Source organism: Arthrobacter sp. Z5-13, from assembly GCF_056499105.1.
Genome location: NZ_CP096460.1, coordinates 1,429,370 through 1,446,613 on the forward strand (window position 1 = coordinate 1,429,370; position 17,244 = coordinate 1,446,613).

The 17,244-nt window shown below is 62.3% G+C and carries 12 protein-coding genes; 7 read left to right on the forward strand and 5 right to left on the reverse strand.

Annotation, left to right across the window (positions count from 1 at the left end; all coding sequences use genetic code 11):
* Window positions 1–9 precede the first annotated feature (9 nt).
* The 4 genes from M1E02_RS06815 to hemL all read left to right on the forward strand — a co-directional run bounded on the left by M1E02_RS06815 (window position 10) and on the right by hemL (window position 4,508).
* Entirely contained in the window at window positions 10–957 is a 948-nt protein-coding gene (locus M1E02_RS06815) for a uroporphyrinogen-III synthase (RefSeq protein ID WP_479377338.1), read from the forward strand.
* Between the two features lie 74 nt (window positions 958–1,031).
* Entirely contained in the window at window positions 1,032–2,015 is a 984-nt protein-coding gene (gene hemB, locus M1E02_RS06820) for a porphobilinogen synthase (RefSeq protein ID WP_479377339.1), read from the forward strand.
* Window positions 2,012–3,121, forward strand: a complete 1,110-nt coding sequence (locus tag M1E02_RS06825) for an LLM class flavin-dependent oxidoreductase (protein ID WP_479377340.1) — start codon at window positions 2,012–2,014, stop codon at window positions 3,119–3,121. The genes hemB and M1E02_RS06825 overlap by 4 nt, the downstream gene beginning before the upstream one ends.
* 37 nt (window positions 3,122–3,158) lie before the next feature.
* The gene (hemL, locus tag M1E02_RS06830) at window positions 3,159–4,508 is read left to right on the forward strand and encodes a glutamate-1-semialdehyde 2,1-aminomutase (protein ID WP_479377341.1); all 1,350 of its coding nucleotides are present in this window, start codon (window positions 3,159–3,161) and stop codon (window positions 4,506–4,508) included.
* A gap of 93 nt (window positions 4,509–4,601) precedes the next feature.
* Here hemL and M1E02_RS06835 read toward each other — a convergent pair whose 3' ends face one another.
* The 4 genes from M1E02_RS06835 to M1E02_RS06850 form a co-directional block, all read right to left on the reverse strand.
* On the reverse strand, window positions 4,602–5,444 hold the full coding sequence (locus M1E02_RS06835; RefSeq protein WP_479377342.1) for a MetQ/NlpA family ABC transporter substrate-binding protein: 843 nt from the start codon (window positions 5,442–5,444) through the stop codon (window positions 4,602–4,604).
* A gap of 109 nt (window positions 5,445–5,553) precedes the next feature.
* On the reverse strand, window positions 5,554–6,225 hold the full coding sequence (locus M1E02_RS06840) for a methionine ABC transporter permease (protein ID WP_479377343.1): 672 nt from the start codon (window positions 6,223–6,225) through the stop codon (window positions 5,554–5,556).
* The gene (locus M1E02_RS06845; RefSeq protein WP_479377344.1) at window positions 6,222–7,256 is read right to left on the reverse strand and encodes a methionine ABC transporter ATP-binding protein; all 1,035 of its coding nucleotides are present in this window, start codon (window positions 7,254–7,256) and stop codon (window positions 6,222–6,224) included. The genes M1E02_RS06840 and M1E02_RS06845 overlap by 4 nt, the downstream gene beginning before the upstream one ends.
* Before the next feature lie 333 nt (window positions 7,257–7,589).
* Window positions 7,590–8,300 (reverse strand): exonuclease domain-containing protein, encoded by a 711-nt coding sequence (locus M1E02_RS06850; protein ID WP_479377345.1) that lies wholly within the window; start codon window positions 8,298–8,300, stop codon window positions 7,590–7,592.
* A gap of 95 nt (window positions 8,301–8,395) precedes the next feature.
* Between M1E02_RS06850 and M1E02_RS06855 the strand changes: the two genes are divergently transcribed.
* From M1E02_RS06855 to M1E02_RS06865, 3 genes are read left to right on the forward strand one after another with little or no spacing between them, the layout of a single operon-like run.
* The gene (locus M1E02_RS06855; RefSeq protein ID WP_479377346.1) at window positions 8,396–8,812 is read left to right on the forward strand and encodes an MGMT family protein; all 417 of its coding nucleotides are present in this window, start codon (window positions 8,396–8,398) and stop codon (window positions 8,810–8,812) included.
* Window positions 8,809–12,171 (forward strand): ATP-dependent helicase, encoded by a 3,363-nt coding sequence (locus M1E02_RS06860; RefSeq protein WP_479377347.1) that lies wholly within the window; start codon window positions 8,809–8,811, stop codon window positions 12,169–12,171. The genes M1E02_RS06855 and M1E02_RS06860 overlap by 4 nt, the downstream gene beginning before the upstream one ends.
* Window positions 12,168–15,800 carry an ATP-dependent helicase gene (locus tag M1E02_RS06865; protein ID WP_479377348.1) on the forward strand — a complete coding sequence of 1,211 codons (3,633 nt, stop codon included), beginning with the start codon at window positions 12,168–12,170 and terminating at the stop codon, window positions 15,798–15,800. Before M1E02_RS06860 ends, M1E02_RS06865 begins: the two co-directional genes overlap by 4 nt.
* Here the strand turns inward: M1E02_RS06865 and M1E02_RS06870 are convergent.
* Window positions 15,797–17,134: a macrolide 2'-phosphotransferase gene (locus M1E02_RS06870; protein ID WP_479377349.1), complete on the reverse strand. Its 1,338-nt coding sequence runs from the start codon at window positions 17,132–17,134 to the stop codon at window positions 15,797–15,799. The two genes, M1E02_RS06865 and M1E02_RS06870, sit on opposite strands and share 4 nt — an antisense overlap.
* Window positions 17,135–17,244: the final 110 nt, after the last annotated feature.

A 17,244-nucleotide genomic window follows, 5' to 3' on the forward strand; every position in this document is an offset into this window, starting at 1 on the left:
TCCAGCAGAATGGGACGGCACAGCGCGGAGTCCACCTCAGGCAGCGTGCTTGGCGCAGGTTCGGGCCCAAGGCTGCTCGAAGGAGCACGGATCCTGATTACCCGCAGCGCGGACCGGGCGGAACCTCTGGCTGCCGCCCTGCGGGCTCTGGGTGCCGAGCCTCTGGTGCTGCCGTTGATCGATTTTGAACTCGCCAGCGACCAGCACTCCCTTGATGTTGCTTTCGACGCGTTGGGCGCAGGGGCTTACCAATGGCTGGTGATCACGAGCACGACGACGCTGCAGGCCCTGGAGATCAAGGCTGCGGAGCGTGGGACCGACCTTCGCCGCTGGGTCCCGGGCTCCGTGCGGGTTGCCACTGTTGGTACCAGGTCCCGGGACGCCCTGCTCTCCAGAGGGCTGCACGTGGATCTCCTGCCGGAGGAGGATCAGCAGTCCGCGTCAGGGCTTTTGGACATCTGGCCTCCCACTCAGGGCATGGTGTTCCTGCCGCAAGCTGACCTTGCCGATCCGGGACTTGCCCGCGGGCTGCGGTCACGGGGGGCCACCGTGCAGCCTGTGACGGCTTACCGGACCGTTGACTACCCTGCAGACCCAGGCCGTTCCCTGGCCGTACGGCTCGGCACAAATGTGGGGCCTGGCTTAGACACGCAGGGCGGCCCAGGTGCAGATGAATCCGGACCATTTTCAACCGCCGCACTGACGCCGGCCGCGGCCAAAGCCGAGTTGGCCGCGGGCAGGCTGCACGTGGTGGTAGCTGCTTCCCCGAGCGCCGTCGAGCGCATCCACGCAGCCCTGCGGCCGCTGGGCGATTGCCGTCTGGTGGCAATTGGACCGTCCACAGCCGCCCAAGCGGACTCTGTCGGACTCCCTGTGGCTGCCACAGCCGATGCCCCCACCACCGAGGGCCTGGTTCAAGCGATTGCCGATGCCCTCTCCGCAGATTCTTCCCACTGAACCCGCTCTCCCAACTTACCCCCACCACATTGCGCCATCCGACAGTAGCCAGGACACGTGAAGGACCACACACCATGAGCTTCCCGAATCAACGACCACGCCGGCTGCGCACCACACCCGCCATTCGAAGGATGACAGCTGAACACCGTCTCGCGCCGGCAGAACTCATCCTTCCGGCGTTCATCAGGGAGGGGCTGTCCGAACCCAACTCCATCGCGTCCATGCCGGGAGTGGTGCAGCACACCACCGACACCCTCAAGCGGGCGGCCGCCGAAGCAGCAGGCCTGGGGCTCGGGGGCATCATGCTCTTCGGCATCCCGTCGGTACGGGACGCAGAAGGAAGTGCGTCGCTTGATCCGGACGGTGTCCTTAACAAGGCGATCCGTGATGTCAGGTCTGAAGTGGGCGACGAACTGGTGGTCATGAGCGACGTCTGCCTCGACGAATTTACCGATCACGGACATTGCGGTGTCCTGGATTCCGGCGGCTATGTGGACAATGACGCGACGCTGGAGATCTACGCGAAGATGGCGGTGGCCCAGGCCGACGCCGGCGCGCACATGCTCGGGCCTTCGGGAATGATGGACGGGCAGGTTGCGGCAATCCGGGACGCCCTGGATACGGCCGGACACACGAATACTGCTGTGGTGGCTTATGCCGCCAAATATGCCTCCGCTTTTTACGGGCCGTTCCGAGAGGCGGTGGACTCGCAGCTCAAGGGGGACCGTCGCACGTACCAGATGGATGCGGCCAACCGGCGCGAAGCCATCCGCGAGGTGGAGCTGGACCTGGCTGAAGGCGCTGACATCGTCATGGTGAAGCCTGCCATGAGCTACCTGGACATCCTGGCAGACGTCGCTGCCATGAGTCCGGTGCCCGTTGCCGCCTATCAGATCTCGGGGGAATACTCCATGATTGAAGCCGCGGCAGCCAACGGCTGGATCGACAGGCAAGCGGCCATCACCGAGTCAGCACTGGGTATCAAGCGCGCAGGAGCCAACATGATTCTGACGTACTGGGCAGCTGAGCTCGCAGGCTGGCTGAAGGAATCCCTGTGACCACCGATATCGCCGATCCCACGGCTCCTGTTGGGCCGGAGCGGATTCTTCTGGGCCTGAACACTTTTGGTGATGTAGGCGTTTACCCCGACGGTCAGCCGGTTCCGCATGCCCAAGTGCTGCGGCAGGTGCTGGAACAAGCTGAACTGGCGGACGCCGTCGGACTTCATGCCTTCGGAGTGGGGGAGCACCACCGCAAGGATTACGCCATCTCGGCCCCCGAAGTTTTCCTTGCCGCGGCTGCTGCCCGAACCAAGCAGATCAGACTCGGATCCGCAGTGACAGTCCTGAGTTCTGACGACCCGATCCGGGTCTTCCAGCGTTTCTCGACGGTAGACGCCATCTCCAACGGGCGCGCTGAAGTGATGTTGGGCAGGGGCTCCTTCATCGAGTCGTTTCCGCTGTTCGGACTGGACCTCGCCGACTACGACCTCCTCTTCGAAGAAAAGGTGGAGCTGTTCGACAAGGTCCGTATTCAGGAACCCGTTCATTGGGAGGGACGGACCAGGCCTCCGGTCAAGGGCCTCACCGTCTATCCGCCACTTGAGCATCATCTCCTGCCGGCCTGGATCGGGGTGGGTGGCACCCCCGAGTCCGTCCTGCGCTGCGCAGAATACGGTTATCCGATTATCTTTGCCATCATCGGCGGCGAGCCGCGCTCGTTCGCTCCGCTGGTTGGCCTCTACAGGGAAGCCATGTCCAAGTACGGGCATCCCATGCGGCAAATCGCCACGCATTCGCCAGGCCACGTCGCCGGCACCGATGAAGAAGCCCGGGATGAGTACTTTCCGCACTGGCTGGAACTCCGTAACCGCATTGGCTCAGAGCGTGGTTGGGGACCGGGCAGCCGGCGGGAGTTCGACGCCATGTGTACGCCCGAAGGTGCCCTGTACGTTGGCTCTCCCGAGACCGTGGCGCAGAAGATCGCCCTGTTGAAAAGAAACCTTGGGGTGGATCGCTTCGACCTCAAATACAGCAGCGGTTCTCTACCGCACCCGGCCATGATGCGCTCGATTGAACTGTTCGGCACCGAGGTGGCTCCGCGGGTGGCCCGGCTGCTTACTGCAGCGGCAACCTCCCCGGCCCCGCAAAAGACGAACCAGTGACTCCGAACCGCTGCCCTGAACTGAAAGAATAGGAATCATGATTTCCAGCACCCCTCGTAACGAGGCACTCTTTGACCGCGCCCGGCAGCTCATGCCTGGCGGTGTGAATTCTCCCGTCCGGGCGTTTGGATCGGTGGGTGGCACACCCCGCTTTATGGTCTCGGCGCAGGGGCCCTACCTCACCGACGCAGATGGCAACGAGTATGTAGACCTGGTCTGCTCCTGGGGACCGGCGCTCCTGGGCCACGCCCACCCCGCGGTTCTCGAGGCCGTCCACGCCGCAGTGGACCGGGGACTGTCCTTCGGAGCATCAACGCCGGATGAAGCCAACCTCGCAGCCATCGTCAAGGAACGTGTGTCCGCGGTAGAGCGGGTGAGGATGGTATCCACCGGTACCGAGGCCACCATGACGGCCATCCGGCTGGCCCGTGGATACACAGGCCGTAACCTCGTGATCAAGTTTGCCGGGTGCTACCACGGGCACCTTGACGGACTGCTGGCTGCGGCCGGTTCGGGCCTGGCCACCCTTGCGCTGCCCGGATCCGCTGGGGTGACCGCAGCGACTGCTGCCGAAACTCTTGTCCTGCCCTACAACGACATTGAAGCCGTTGAGGCCGCCTTCGCAAAGCATGGTCCGAACATCGCGGCCGTGATTACTGAGGCTGCGCCGGCGAACATGGGCGTAGTGACTCCGGGGCCCGGATTCAATGAGGGTCTTTCACGCATCACCGCCCAACACGGGGCGCTGCTGATTCTCGACGAAGTCCTCACTGGATTCCGCACCGGGTATTCGGGATATTGGGGCCTTACCGGCGGTGCAGCGGGCGCGGTTGATCCCTGGAGTCCTGACCTGCTGACGTTCGGAAAAGTAATCGGCGGAGGAATGCCGACGGCGGCGCTGGGCGGCCGCGCCGATGTCATGGATTACCTCGCTCCCACAGGTCCCGTCTACCAGGCAGGTACCCTCTCCGGGAACCCCGTCGCGATGGCCGCGGGAGTTGCCACCCTTACCCATGCGACGGCCGACGTGTACTCCTTTGTGGATGCGCGCTCACTGGAGCTTTCCGCGGCCCTGACTTCGGCCTTGGATGCGGAAGGAGTGGACCACTCCATTCAACGTGCCGGGAACCTGTTCTCGCTGGCTTTTGGCACGTCAGCGAATGGCATCAGCAACTACGAGGAGGCGCAGGCGCAGCAGACCTACCGCTACGCTCCCTTCTTCCACTCAATGCTGGAGTCGGGAGTCTACCTGCCGCCGTCGGTCTTCGAGGCCTGGTTCCTTTCAGCTGCGCATGACGACACGGCCATGAACAGGATCTTCGACGCGCTTCCAGCAGCCGCCCGGGCTGCTGCAGCAGCGAAGGCCCCCGTCAGCCTCAACGTTTAGGTTCCTGTCGAAGTAGTGCCCCTTAAATGTCTTTGGCACCCGCTGTAGCGGGTGCCAAAGTGATTTAAGGCCTGAAGTACAAGCGCCAGCGGCTTAGAAGGCCGAGGTTACGTCCCCGTTAGGCCATTCCTTCTCGATGAAGGCCTTCACCTCGGGGGAGTGCAGGAGCTCATCGAGCTTCTTGATGCGTGCGTCATCCTTCGATTCTGCCCGCCACGCGAGGAAGTTGGCATACGGATTGTTGTCCGTGGACTCGACAGCCAACGCGTCCTTCGTGCTGAGCCCGGCCTTGAGGATGAAGTTGCCGTTGATCAGCGCCAGGTCCACGGACGGATCCTTGAGGTCGTTGATCAGCAGTTCCGGCTGGTTTTCCGAGAACTTCAGCTTCTTCGGGTTCTGGGCATCCGTCAAATTCAGCACGGAGGAGTCATCCTTGATGTCTTCGACCAGGCCGGCAACCTGCAGGACCTTGAGCGCGCGCACCTGGTTGGACGGGTCGTTGGTGATGGCAACCTTGGCGCCGTCGCCGATGTCCTTGACGTCCTTGACCTTTTCAGAGAAGGCGGCGTAAGGCTCAATGTGGACGCCCTCACCGTGGGCGAAGTCATAACCCTTGGTTTTCACCTGGTCCTCGTACCACGGCAGGTGCTGGTAGAAGTTCGTGTCCAGGGAGCCATCGCTCAACGCGGTGTTGGGGGTCTGGTAATCCTCGATTTCCTTGATGTCCAGCTTGAGGCCGGCCTTCGGAGCGAGCTCGGTGTTCACGAATTCGAGAATCCTGGCGTGCGGAACGGGGCTCGCTCCAACAGTGAGGGTCACCGGGTTTGCCGGGTCAAGTTCCTTGACCTCGGAGGTGGAGGTGGCTGAACCGCCGCAAGCGGTCAACGCCAATGCTGTAGCGATCCCTGATGCCAGGAGAGTGAGTGACTTACGCATTTAGTGCGTTCCTTTCGAATAACTGGGAGCACGCAGGCAGGGCTGTTACCCAGATGGTGTTCCGGCGTAAATGCAGCCGGTGGTTACCGCTGCAGTGATCTAGGAGGGCCTAGCGGTGATCGAGGCTGCGGGCGATCCATTCGCCCACGAGCTGGATTATCTGCACCAGGACGATGATGAGGACGATGGTGATGATCATGACGGTCACGTCAAAGCGCTGGAAGCCGTAGTTGTAGGCCAGTTTGCCGAGTCCGCCGCCGCCAACCAGGCCGGCCATTGCGGAATATCCCACCAAGGTGACAACGGTGGTGGTGGTCGCAGCCACCAGCGCCGGAAGCGACTCCCGCAGCATTACTTTGTTGATGACCTGCATAGTGGTGGACCCCATAACCTGCGCAGCATCGATTTTTCCGATGTGGACGTCACGCAGACAGGTTTCAACCAAGCGGGCAAAGAACGGAATCGTACCGATGGAGAGCGACACGGATGCGGCAACGGGGCCCAGGCTCGTGCCAGTCAGCAACCGCGCAAGCGGGATAAGCGCCACCATCAGGATCGCGAAGGGAATGGAGCGGGTGATGTTGACGATGACATCACTCATGACCCGGTTTGTGACGGGCATGGGACGCAAACCGCCCGGGGCGGTCACGTGTAGAAAGACACCAAGGGGCAGGCCAATCAGGACGGTGAAGAATGCTGAGATTCCCACCATCTGGAGTGTTTCCACGATGGCCTCCGGAAGCGCCTTCGCAAGTACAGGGTTGCCGAAGATCTCGTTCACTTCTTCTCTCCTGTCGCCTGGTACTGAACCTGGGCTTCGGGAGTGGCGCGCTTGGCGCTGATCCCGCGGGCGTTCAGATAAGCCAGCACGGCGTCGATGTCCGCGTTCCGGTCCAGTTGCACCCGGAGGTGCCCGAATTGCTGGCCACCCAATGTCTCTACGCTGCCAGCGAGGACGTTCAGATCTATGTCGAAATGCCGCGCGACGCCGGTAATTACGGGTTCCTTGGCGCTGTCGCCCGCGAAGAGGATTTCAAGTACAGGTCCGTCCTCGAGGGAACCCTGGAGGGATTCCGACGGCGGCAACGGCAGGAGCGCGCGCGCCAGCTTGCTTTCCAGATCGCCGGCGACGTCCTGCAGGGCGCCGTGCTCAATGATGCGCCCCTTGAAAAGCAGGGACACTGAATGGCACACGCGCTTAACCACATTCATCTCATGGGTGATGATCAGCACGGTCAGCTGCAGCCGCGTGGTGAGATCCTGGATCAGGTCAAGGATCTCGTCCGTCGTGGCCGGATCCAGTGCAGAGGTTGGCTCATCGCACAACAGGACATCGGGATCCGAAGCCAGTGCCCGGGCAATGCCCACGCGCTGGCGCTGGCCACCCGAAAGCTGCGACGGGTAGGCGTTCTCGAACCCCTCGAGCCCCACGAGCTTCAGGAGCGCGGCAACCTTGCCCTGGGCTTGGTCCTTGGGCGTTTTGACGAGCTCCAAGGGGTGCGCCACGTTACCGGCGGCGGTGCGGGAGTCCATGAGGTTTGCATGTTGGAAGACCATGCCGATCCGCCGCCTCGCCGTCCGGATTTCGGAATCCTTTACGGAGCTCAACTCGGTGCCGTCAATGCTGACGGAGCCGGACGTTGGACGGTCCAGGAGGGTCAGACAGCGCACAAGAGTTGATTTTCCGGCGCCGGAATGGCCAATAATGCCATGGATGGACCCTTTGGGAACGGAAAGGGTGACGCCGTCGAGGGCAACCACTTCCTTTTTCCCCTGGCGATAGACCTTACGAAGGTCGGTAACTGTGATCATTTATCCTCAGGCGGTAGGGCTTGGGCAGGACATAGCACAAGCTCGCTTCTGCACTAAATTATGTCAGCGGGCCTGTAAGGGAGTCGATTCCGCATTAAATTCGGTTAATCGAGTGCCTGGCTGCACAATTCGGGATTTCTCGGTCAATCCCGCCTGAGGGTCTCAGTGGATTGTGACTAAGGCTGAATTGTTGGCAGCCAAAACTGTTGCGGGAAGGGTGGCCTGAGGATGTGATGTGTGTCCCATGGAGAAACCCACGCAAACGGCTGCGGCGAGCGATCTGCAGGACAGAAAGGAGAGGTCAGCTTCGTGAAACGGGTTTGAGGCTACAGGCTAGAAGTCCCCGCGGCTGGCATCCTCCGGCGGAAGAACCGGCCACTCGCCTTCAATAACTGCTGCCGGCTTTGTCTTCCGCAGATAGGTCTGGAAATCGGTAGCCTGAGTGGCTGCCCAGTCCACCTGGAGCTGATGCAGTTGACTGGCCGGCATTCTGAGTTTGGGAAACTTGCCCGCCATGGCATCGAGGACGCGGAGTGTAGCAAGGGCATCGGCTGCCGAGGTGTGTGCGTTGTCCAGGTTCACCCCGTACTCCTCACAGAGGGCTGTCAGCGTGCGCTTGCCCTTCCGGTAGCGGTCAACCTGCTTGTTCATGATGAAGGGATCGAGCACCGGGAAACGCGTGAGTTGCGGAACGCCGTACCGGGCGGACTCTGCAGCAAGGACCGTGAAATCGTAGCTGGCGTTGAAAGCGATGACAGGGACGCCGTCGTTAAAAAGCTCCTGAAGCACCGCGGCAAGCTCACGGGTGACTTCGGGGGCCGGCCGTCCCTCATTTCGGGCACGTTCGGTGGTGACACCATGCACCTCGCTGGCCTCTTCAGGAATCTCCACCCCGGGGTCGGCCAGCCATTCGTGCTCCCTGACCACTTCGCCGTCGGCATCCACAAGCGTAACTGAGGCTGTCACAATCCTTGCCGCTCGCGAGTTCCGGCCAGTGGTTTCGAGATCGAAGGCGGCGCGGGGGCGGGTGTTCCAGGTGCTCATGCGATTACGCTACCTGCAGGCGCGGACAATATTCGGAGTGCCGCGCCGGGGCGGCTGAACCCTATCTGCTGAAGGCAGCAGATAGTCTGGAGGCCATGCGGACGGAGTATGTCGAGGCTGTTATTGCCGTCGTTGAACTGGTTCCGGCAGGCAGGGTCCTGGCATACGGTGATGTAGCCGAACTCTTGGGCTCAGGTGGTCCACGGCAAGTCGGAGCTGTGATGAGCCACTACGGTAATCCGGTTCCCTGGTGGAGGATCCTGCGGGCCAGCGGCGAAGCACCTCCCGGACTCGAAGCGAAAGCCTTTCGCCACTACCTTGAAGAAAGGACTCCGCTGCGCGGGGATATCGAGGAGTATCTACGGACGGGTGAAGGGCGATGGCGGGTGGACCTCAGGTCCGCGCGCTGGGCGCCTTCTGACAACGACTTTGACCGTATTGATGAAATTGCCCGGCACCTTGAGAGCCGGCTTCAAGAATTGTCGGTGGCGGATGATGGAATGTCTGGGTGACTGCAACTATCCAGGACCAGCAAGTGCACTCATTCGAGGCTGCGGGGAAACGCCTCCGGCTCCTTGCGCCCAAAAGAGTCCATCATGGCGTCCCGGAACTGTCGCCTGACCAGCTTGCTGCGGTGGCTGTTCCCCAGGGCTCCGGGCCGGTCCTCCTTCCCGGAGCCCCGGGGACAGGAAAGACCACGGTACTCGTGGAAGCCGCAGTCCGGCGCGTGGAACAGGACGGAGTGGATCCCGAGAGGATCCTGATCCTGGCACCTGGGCGGCTTGCCGCCGATTCCCTTCGTGATCGCTTCACCGCACGGCTGGACAGGAGCCTGAGTACGACGCCGGCACGCACCTGGGCCTCGTACGCATTCGATGTGATCCGGCGCGCCAAGGCGGAAGGCATACTCCCACTGCCAAGACCACCCAAGCTGCTCTCAGGTCCGGAGCAGGATCTCATCATCAAGGAACTGCTTGAGGGCCATTCCGTCCCCGGCTTGGAGTTGCCTTGGCCGGGAGATCTAGGAGCCGCGCTGGAAACCCGGGGATTCCGGCAGGAGGTACGACAGCTTTTCGACCGCATCATCGAGTCGGGGCGGACTCCGGAAGACGTGGCTTCCCTTGCAATGAAATGCGACCGTCCTGACTGGACCGCGGCCGCAGCCCTCTACGCTGAGTATCGGGATGTACTGGACCTGCGCATGCCGGAAGCCTTTGATCCTGCCGGGATCATCACTGCGGCCCGTCAGATATTCCAGGATCATCCTGGCTTTCTTTCGGCCGAACGGGACCGTCTGCAGCTCATCCTGGTGGATGACATGCAAGAGGCAAACCCTGCCGTTTTTGAGCTGCTCACTGACATAGGTACCGGGAAGGATGTCTACGTCGCATCGTCCCCGGACACAGTAGTGCAGGGCTTTCGCGGCGCCCGCCCGGACCTTGTATCCGCTTTGCCTGAGCTGCTGGCACCACACGGCCACAGTGTTTTGGAACGTCCTCTCAGCCACATGCACCGGCATAGTCCCGTCGTCGCTCAAGCCTGGTTATCGGTTGCTTCCCGGATATCCCGCCGAGCCGGTGGGAACTCCGCACGGCGCCTGGAACTTGGCGACAGCCGAAAAAGCAGTGGAAGGGTGGAGGCACACCTCTTGCCATCCCCTGTTCATGAACTCCGTTATGTGGCGCAACGCATTCTCGAAGCACAGCTGAAAGACGGGCGCGAACTCGGTGATATCGCTGTAATTGTCAGGAACGGCGGGCAACTCAGCCAGCTTCAGCGCTATTTGTCTGGGCAGGGGATTCCGGTGCGGGTCCCCGTCGCGGAGTCAGCGGTTCGTGACGAGGTGGCTGTCCGTCCGCTCCTGGATGCCTATGCGGTTGCGCTGGAGCCAGATGATCTCACTCCGGAATCGGCTGTTTCGTTGCTTACTTCCCGTATCGGCGGCTCCACCCCGATCGAGCTGAGGCGCCTCCGTCAGGCCCTTCGCTCCGAAGAGATTCTGGGTGGAGGAGGGCGTTCCAGCGATGCGCTCCTGGTGGAAGCCTTGTTGGAACCGGGCGCACTGGGAAGTCTTGGTATCGAGGGGCAGTCTGCTCGCCGGGTGGCGCGCATGATCCGGGCCGGCCGGGAGGCTGCCGGACAACCGGGGGCGAACGCTGAAACAGTTCTTTGGGCGCTCTGGAGCTCGACGGGACTGGCGTCGAGGTGGGCCGAGGCTGCCTTGAACGGAGGGGCGGCCGGTGCCCGCGCGGATCGGGATCTTGATGCCATGATGGCGCTGTTCCACACGGCCGAACGTTTTGTTGACCAGCTGCCGGGCTCGGGTCCCGAACAATTCCTGGAATACCTGCTGAATCAGGAACTGCCCATGGATACCTTGGCTGCCCGGGCCCAGCTCGAGGATGCCGTTGAGCTTATGACACCGGCCAGTGCTGCCGGCAGGGAATGGCCAATGGTGATCATTGCAGGCTTGCAGGAAGGCGTTTGGCCCAATACCCGCTTACGCGGCGAATTGCTGGGGAGTACCCTCTTCGCGGACGCGGTGGAGCACGGGGTGGACTACGCACTGCAGCTTGGCCCACTGAGCAGACTGCATGAGATCCGATACGACGAACTGCGAAGCTTTTCAACTGCCGTATCCCGCGCCCGGAACGTATTGATTTGCACTGCTGTTTCCTCTGAGGACGATCAGGCCTCCTCTTTTCTGGACTACGTTTCACCCTTGCACCCGGGGCAGGAGAGGCGGAGCTTCACCACCGTGGAGCGGCCCCTGACACTGCGCGCCCTGGTGGCGGAGCTCCGGCAGTACGTTCAGTTGCAGGGAAGATTTGCACCCGAAGCCCATGAAGCAGCCAGGATTCTCGCCAAACTCGCCTCCGTGGAGCCGCCTGTCCCAGGGGCCCACCCCGATACGTGGTGGGGCTTGGCCCCGTTGTCGTCTGATCGGCCGGTAGTGCCCGAAGGCGGGACAGTGTCGGTGTCACCGTCAAAGGTCGAAACTGTCCATAAATCGCCCCTGGACTGGTTTATCCAGGCTGCCGGAGGTGAGCCTGCTACGGACTTTGCCCGTAGCCTGGGAACGCTCGTGCATGCGATCGCCCAGGATCTGCCCGATGCCTCTGGCGGTGAGTACCTCGCCGAACTCGTGCGCCGCTGGCCCACGTTGGGCATGAAGGAGAACTGGGAAGGCAAGCTTGACTTCCAGCGGGCTGAATCGATGGTACGCAAACTTGCCCAGTACGTGTTGCTGATGCGGAGTGAAGGCCGGAGTCTGGTGGGCGTCGAAGAGAATTTTGAAGTCAAGCTTCCGGACGTGGTGGGTCCAGTTCCTGGCGAAAGGGTTCCTGGCGATAACAGTGCTGGGGGGAGCGTCCCTGGCGATGACAGCTCCGGCGCGGGAGAAGCCTCCGAAGCGATCCGTTATGCCGTTCTCCGTGGCCAGGTAGACCGGCTGGAGATTGACGCTGAGGGCCAGTTGGTGGTGGTCGACCTCAAAACCGGCAAACGGCAACCTGCAAAGGCGGAAGTCGGCCGGCATCCCCAGTTGGGCGCTTATCAGGCAGCCGTACTCGCCGGTGGCTTCGACTCGACGACCACTCCAGATGGCGTTTCCAGGCCTGCCTTCCAGCCCGGGGGAGCGGTTCTCGCGCAGCTGGGAACCAGCAGCAAGAGTCCCTCCGTTCAGCAGCAGGACGCCTTGGATCCCGCGGACAACTGGGCATTGGACCTGGTGATGGAGGCTGCCCGGGCCATGTCTGGCAGCACCTTTGAAGCGCGCCACGATCCTTCCAAGGGCGGGCACGGTGGCCACGGCTGCAGGTTGCCTGAGGTTTGCCCGCTGTGTCTTCGCGGAAAGCAGGTCACCCAATGAGCATCCAAACCGTCCCCACGACGCCCCCGTCAATCGGGGCCCCTTCACCAACGCCGGAACCACGCTTTACCCCGGAGGAATTGTCGGCTCTCCTCGGGGAAAGGAACCGTCCTACGCCGGAACAGTCGGCCATCATCTCCTCCCCGCTCTCACCCCGGCTCGTGATTGCGGGGGCGGGTTCCGGAAAGACGGCCACCATGGCGGACAGGGTGGTCTGGCTGGTCGCAAACGGGTGGGTGAGTCCCGAGGAAATACTCGGCGTGACGTTCACCCGCAAGGCCGCGGGCGAGCTGGCCAGCAGAATCCGGGCCAAGTTATCGGTGCTGCAGCGCATCGCCGCCGAGGACAAGCAACATCAGATCCTCCCGGCCGGTCTCGTGGACGCAGATGCCCTCGAACCCAAAGTCTCCACCTACCATTCCTATGCCAGCGGCATCGTGTCGGACTACGGTCTTCGCCTGGGCGTGGAACGGGATGTTGTGCTGCTTGGCGGTGCACAGGCCTGGCAGCTCGCCAGCGAGGTGGTAGAGGCCTACGACGGCGAGTACGCGCACTTCCGGGCCGCCAAGTCCACCCTGGTCAAGGCCGTCATCCAGTTGGCGGGAGAATGTGCCGAACACCTCCAGGAGCCCGCTCAGGTTCAGGATTGGCTGATGGCGCGTGTGGCAGAGTTTGGGTCTTTGCCATATGTGGAAGGTGCTAAGAAGAATCCGACGCAGGCGGTGGCGGAGCTCGAAGCCATGCTCCGGACCCGGGCGAGCGTGGCGGACATGGTGGCACGCTACTCACAGGCAAAACGGGCCCGGGGTGCATTGGACTTCGGCGATTTGGTAGCGCTTGCAGCCCGGGTGGCCAGAGACATTCCCCTGGCAGCCGACCTGGAGCGGCAGCGATACAAAGTCGTCCTGCTCGACGAGTTCCAGGACACGTCACACGCTCAGCTGGTCCTGTTTTCACGCCTGTTCGGAAACGGCCATGCCGTAACGGCAGTCGGTGATCCCAACCAATCCATCTATGGGTTCAGGGGCGCCTCGGCCGGGCAGCTGTTCCATTTCGTCCGCGAGTTTCCTTTGCTTGTACCGGCAGCTGGCCCTGGGCAAGGCCCACGACGAGCGGGCGCAGGCGAGCCGGCGAAGGTGTGGACGCCTGCCCCGGTCTCGTACCTGACTACAGCCTGGCGCAACGGAAAAAACATTCTCGCTGCTGCCAACGTTATTTCAGCCCCCCTCAGTGCTGCCGGCGCGCAAAGGGGGCCGGCAGGTCAACGCAGTGCCGGTGCAGCGATTGAGGTGCCCCCGCTGCAGCCCAGTCCTGCTGCCGTTTCCGGACAAGTGGTTATCGGGCGCTTCGCGACCGATGCAGACGAGGCCGTGGCTATAGCCGGAGACGTTTTGAGATATCGGCTCACCGACTTTGAAGAGAACATCCAGGCGGACAGGGTTCCGCCATCTATGGCCGTGCTCTGCAGGCGGAGGGCGCAGATGGAATGTGTCCGGCGGGAGTTTGAGGTACGGGGGATACCCTACGAAATCATCGGTCTCGGTGGACTCCTTGATACGCCTGAAATCATTGACCTTGTATCGACGCTGAGGGTCCTGGCAGACCCGGGGCGTTCAGATTCCCTCATGCGTTTGCTCGCCGACGCAAGGTGGCGGATAGGGCCAGCAGACCTCATGGCTTTCCGGGACTGGTCTGGATTCCTTGCACGGCGGAGGTCCCACGAAGGCTTTATTGCTCCCGAAGACACTGAATCGGACGACTCGGTAACGGTGATCGAGAGTGACCTTACAGATGCTGCCAGTCTTGTCGAAGCACTGGATCGTTTGCCAAGGGAAGGGTGGGTGTCAGCACATGGACGTGTGATCAGCAATGACGGCCTGGACAGGCTCAAACGGCTCTCGGCTGAGCTGAGGCAATTGCGTGGCTTCATGGGAGATGACCTCACCACCCTGCTTGGAGAAGTGGAACGAGCCATGTTGCTGGACATCGAAGTCGCTGCCCGTCCCGGGGTCAGTATCCACCAAGCACGGCGGAATCTGGATGCCTTTCACGATGCCGCCGTTGGATTTCTGCACACCTCCCAGCGGATAGATGTCCTCGCCTTCCTCGCCTGGCTGGAAGCCGCTGCGGCAGAGGAGGGAGGGCTGGACGCCGCCCCGCCGGAGGTGAACCACGAGGCCGTGCAGCTCCTAACCGTTCATGCATCCAAGGGGCTCGAATGGGACGTCGTTTTCGTCCCTGGCCTGAACGCGGGTTCATTTCCCAGCAATCGTGATTCGCGATGGAGCAGCGGGAGCGCGGCCCTGCCTTGGCCCTTGAGGGGCGACCATGCAGACCTGCCGCAATGGGATCTTGACCAGCCGGATCAGAAGGGGTGGCTTGACGCCGAAAAGGACTTCAAGGCAGCCGTCCAGACGCACTCCGAGGCGGAAGAGCGAAGGTTGGCGTATGTTGCCTATACACGCGCTAAGTTCGTCTTGTGGGTCTCAAGCGCCGCTTGGGTGGGTTCCCGCTCGGGTATGGCGGAGATGTCGCCTTTCCTTTCCGATCTTGCCCCTCTGACAGCACCTCTGGCGCCAGCCGGAGGGGAGCACCACGTCGGCGGGCAGCGGAGAGAACCGCCACAAGGCCAAGCTGTTGTGCACGTTTCCTCCATAGAGGAGGCGTCCGTTCCCGAACAAAGCCCATTGAGGCAGGAACTTGAGGTGGCAGAGTGGCCTTATGACCCGCTTGAGGGACCGATTGATCCCCGTACCGGGACACGCCTCAGCCTGGTTCCAGGCCGTCGCGAGGTCATGGAAGCTGCCGCAGCCCGCGTCCGGGCGGGTCTGGAAACAGCTGCAAACTCCGATACGGACGAACAGCTGCCAGAGGCAGTGAAACAGCAGCAAGCTGACCTGACACAGCTCAGCGCGGAGCAGAAGGAACTTAAGGGAGTTGCAGGAGCCTGGGCGAGGGAAGCCTCGATGCTGCTGGAGCGCCGCTTTAAGCGTTCAACTGTGCAGGACGTTCACCTCCCGGGCCACATTTCTGCTTCGACTTTGGTGGATCTCAATGACGATCCCGGCGCCGTTCTCGCCCGGCTTCGACGGCCGGTCCCCCGCGAACCGGGGATGTCCGCACGGAAAGGAACCGCATTCCACGCCTGGGTGGAGGAGTACTTCGGCACGGCCGGAATGCTGGATCTTGATGAAGCGGCAGGATCTGACGAACACATCGACGAGGCCTACGGGCTGGAGAGCATGGTGGAGACTTTCCGGTCCTCGGAGTGGGCGGACAGGGCACCTGTCCACGTAGAAATTCCGGTGGAAACCCGCATTGGAGAGGTCGTCGTGCGTGGCCGGATCGACGCCGTGTTCCGGGACGCGGACGGACGCTGGGACCTTGTGGATTGGAAGACAGGCCGCCCTCCGTCTGCCCGCCAGCTTGAGACCAAGGCCGTCCAGCTTGCGGTGTATCGGCTCGCATGGTCCCGGCTGAAGGGCGTGCCCCTGGAATATGTCCGGGCTGCCTTTTACTATGTCTCCGAAAACCAGATTATCCGTCCGCACGACCTCGGCTCGGCCGGGCAGCTCGAGAAAATCATCACCGCGGCGCTCAGCTCGGGCCACCCGGAGGGACAGCCCTAGGAAGTCTTCAGGTCAACGATTTTCAGGGCGGCGGTGGAAGTGTCATCGGGGGAGCCTGCCACGCCTGACGAAGGAGAGGGGTTGCTTCCGTCCGGGTCGTTCCGGTCCTTCTCTGAGCTGCCGCGTGCCGGCACGTCTTCCTCAGGCCGAGCCTCTGCCTCGGCATCTTTTTCAGAGGGGGCTCCCTCGCCAAGGCTCTCGTCCGAATGCGTCAACAGCGCGGCCTTGTCCTTCGACGGCGATGCCTCGGTAACCGGGATCGGTGTCACCTGGACCGCCGGGAGGGTCTCCTCCACCCGGCCCCCTTCGGAAGCACCCCGGGGGATGGGTGTGACCGAGTACGCGTTCACCTGCCCCGTTTCCCCCACGGAGGTGGTCCCGGCCGCCGGAGGTAGTGGCTCGACGCTGATGGGTTGTCCGCCATGTTCGACGATGTCCCCCGCTAAGGCGGACAGCATCTCTTCGGCTTCGGAAATCATGCCCTGGTCGCCCGAGGCCACGCCCTTAACCAGGAACTGCGCCAACGCGAATTCCGCTGACAACGCTGCCCGACGGAGCAGATGGTTGTCCGGAGAGTCCCGCCGGGCACTGGTGTAGTGGCGAAGAACGGCGTCCACGAAACCCTGTTCGTTGGAAGCTACGAGCCAGGCGATGTCATCCGCCGGGTCGCCGATGCGCAGGTCAGTCCAACCTGTTACTGCCGTTACACGCTGTCCCTCGACCAGGAGATTGTCTTCGTGCAGGTCGCCGTGCACTACGCAGGGGTTGAAGCGCCACAGCGAAACGTCTTCAAGGGCATGCTCCCAGCGGCGCAGCAGGACGGCGGGGATTTTGCCGGTGGTTGCAGCCTGGTCGAGCTCGTTGAGGCGGCGCTGACGGAACTCGTTAGGGGTATAGCTCGGCAAATCAGCGTTGCTGACCAGCCAATGAGGCAGATCATGGATTGCACCCAGGGCCGCGCCGATCTCCCGCGCTAATTCGTCTGAGCCTGAACTGAGTTCTTCGACGCTCCGGGTTGCTCCGGCCAGGTGTGAGTATACGAAGGTTGTGAGGGCGCCTTGCCGCACGGTTCCCGCCACCGTCGGCATCAGGAAAGGGAGCTCTGCCCGGATACCGGGCGCAAAAGCCTTAAGCACCATAAACTCGGTCTCCAACCGGGTGCTAGCCTCTGCATGCCTGGGGGAACGTACCCGCCAGCGTTTTCCTTCTGAGTCGAGGAGGAGAGCCGAGTCGAAGTCCGCGGGGTCGTCAGGGGCAGATGAAACGGCAGTAGGAGTCAGTCCTGGGACTGCTGCAGTTGCTACGGCTGCCAGTTCGATCGGTTTTCTTCTCACGGTTCCACGGTAGATTGACCCGCGCCCAAGACAATGATGTGGTCCGGCGAGTCCTGAGATAAGGAACAAATCACAGAGTTCTGCACTCCAGCGCGGTGAAGGGCGCGAAA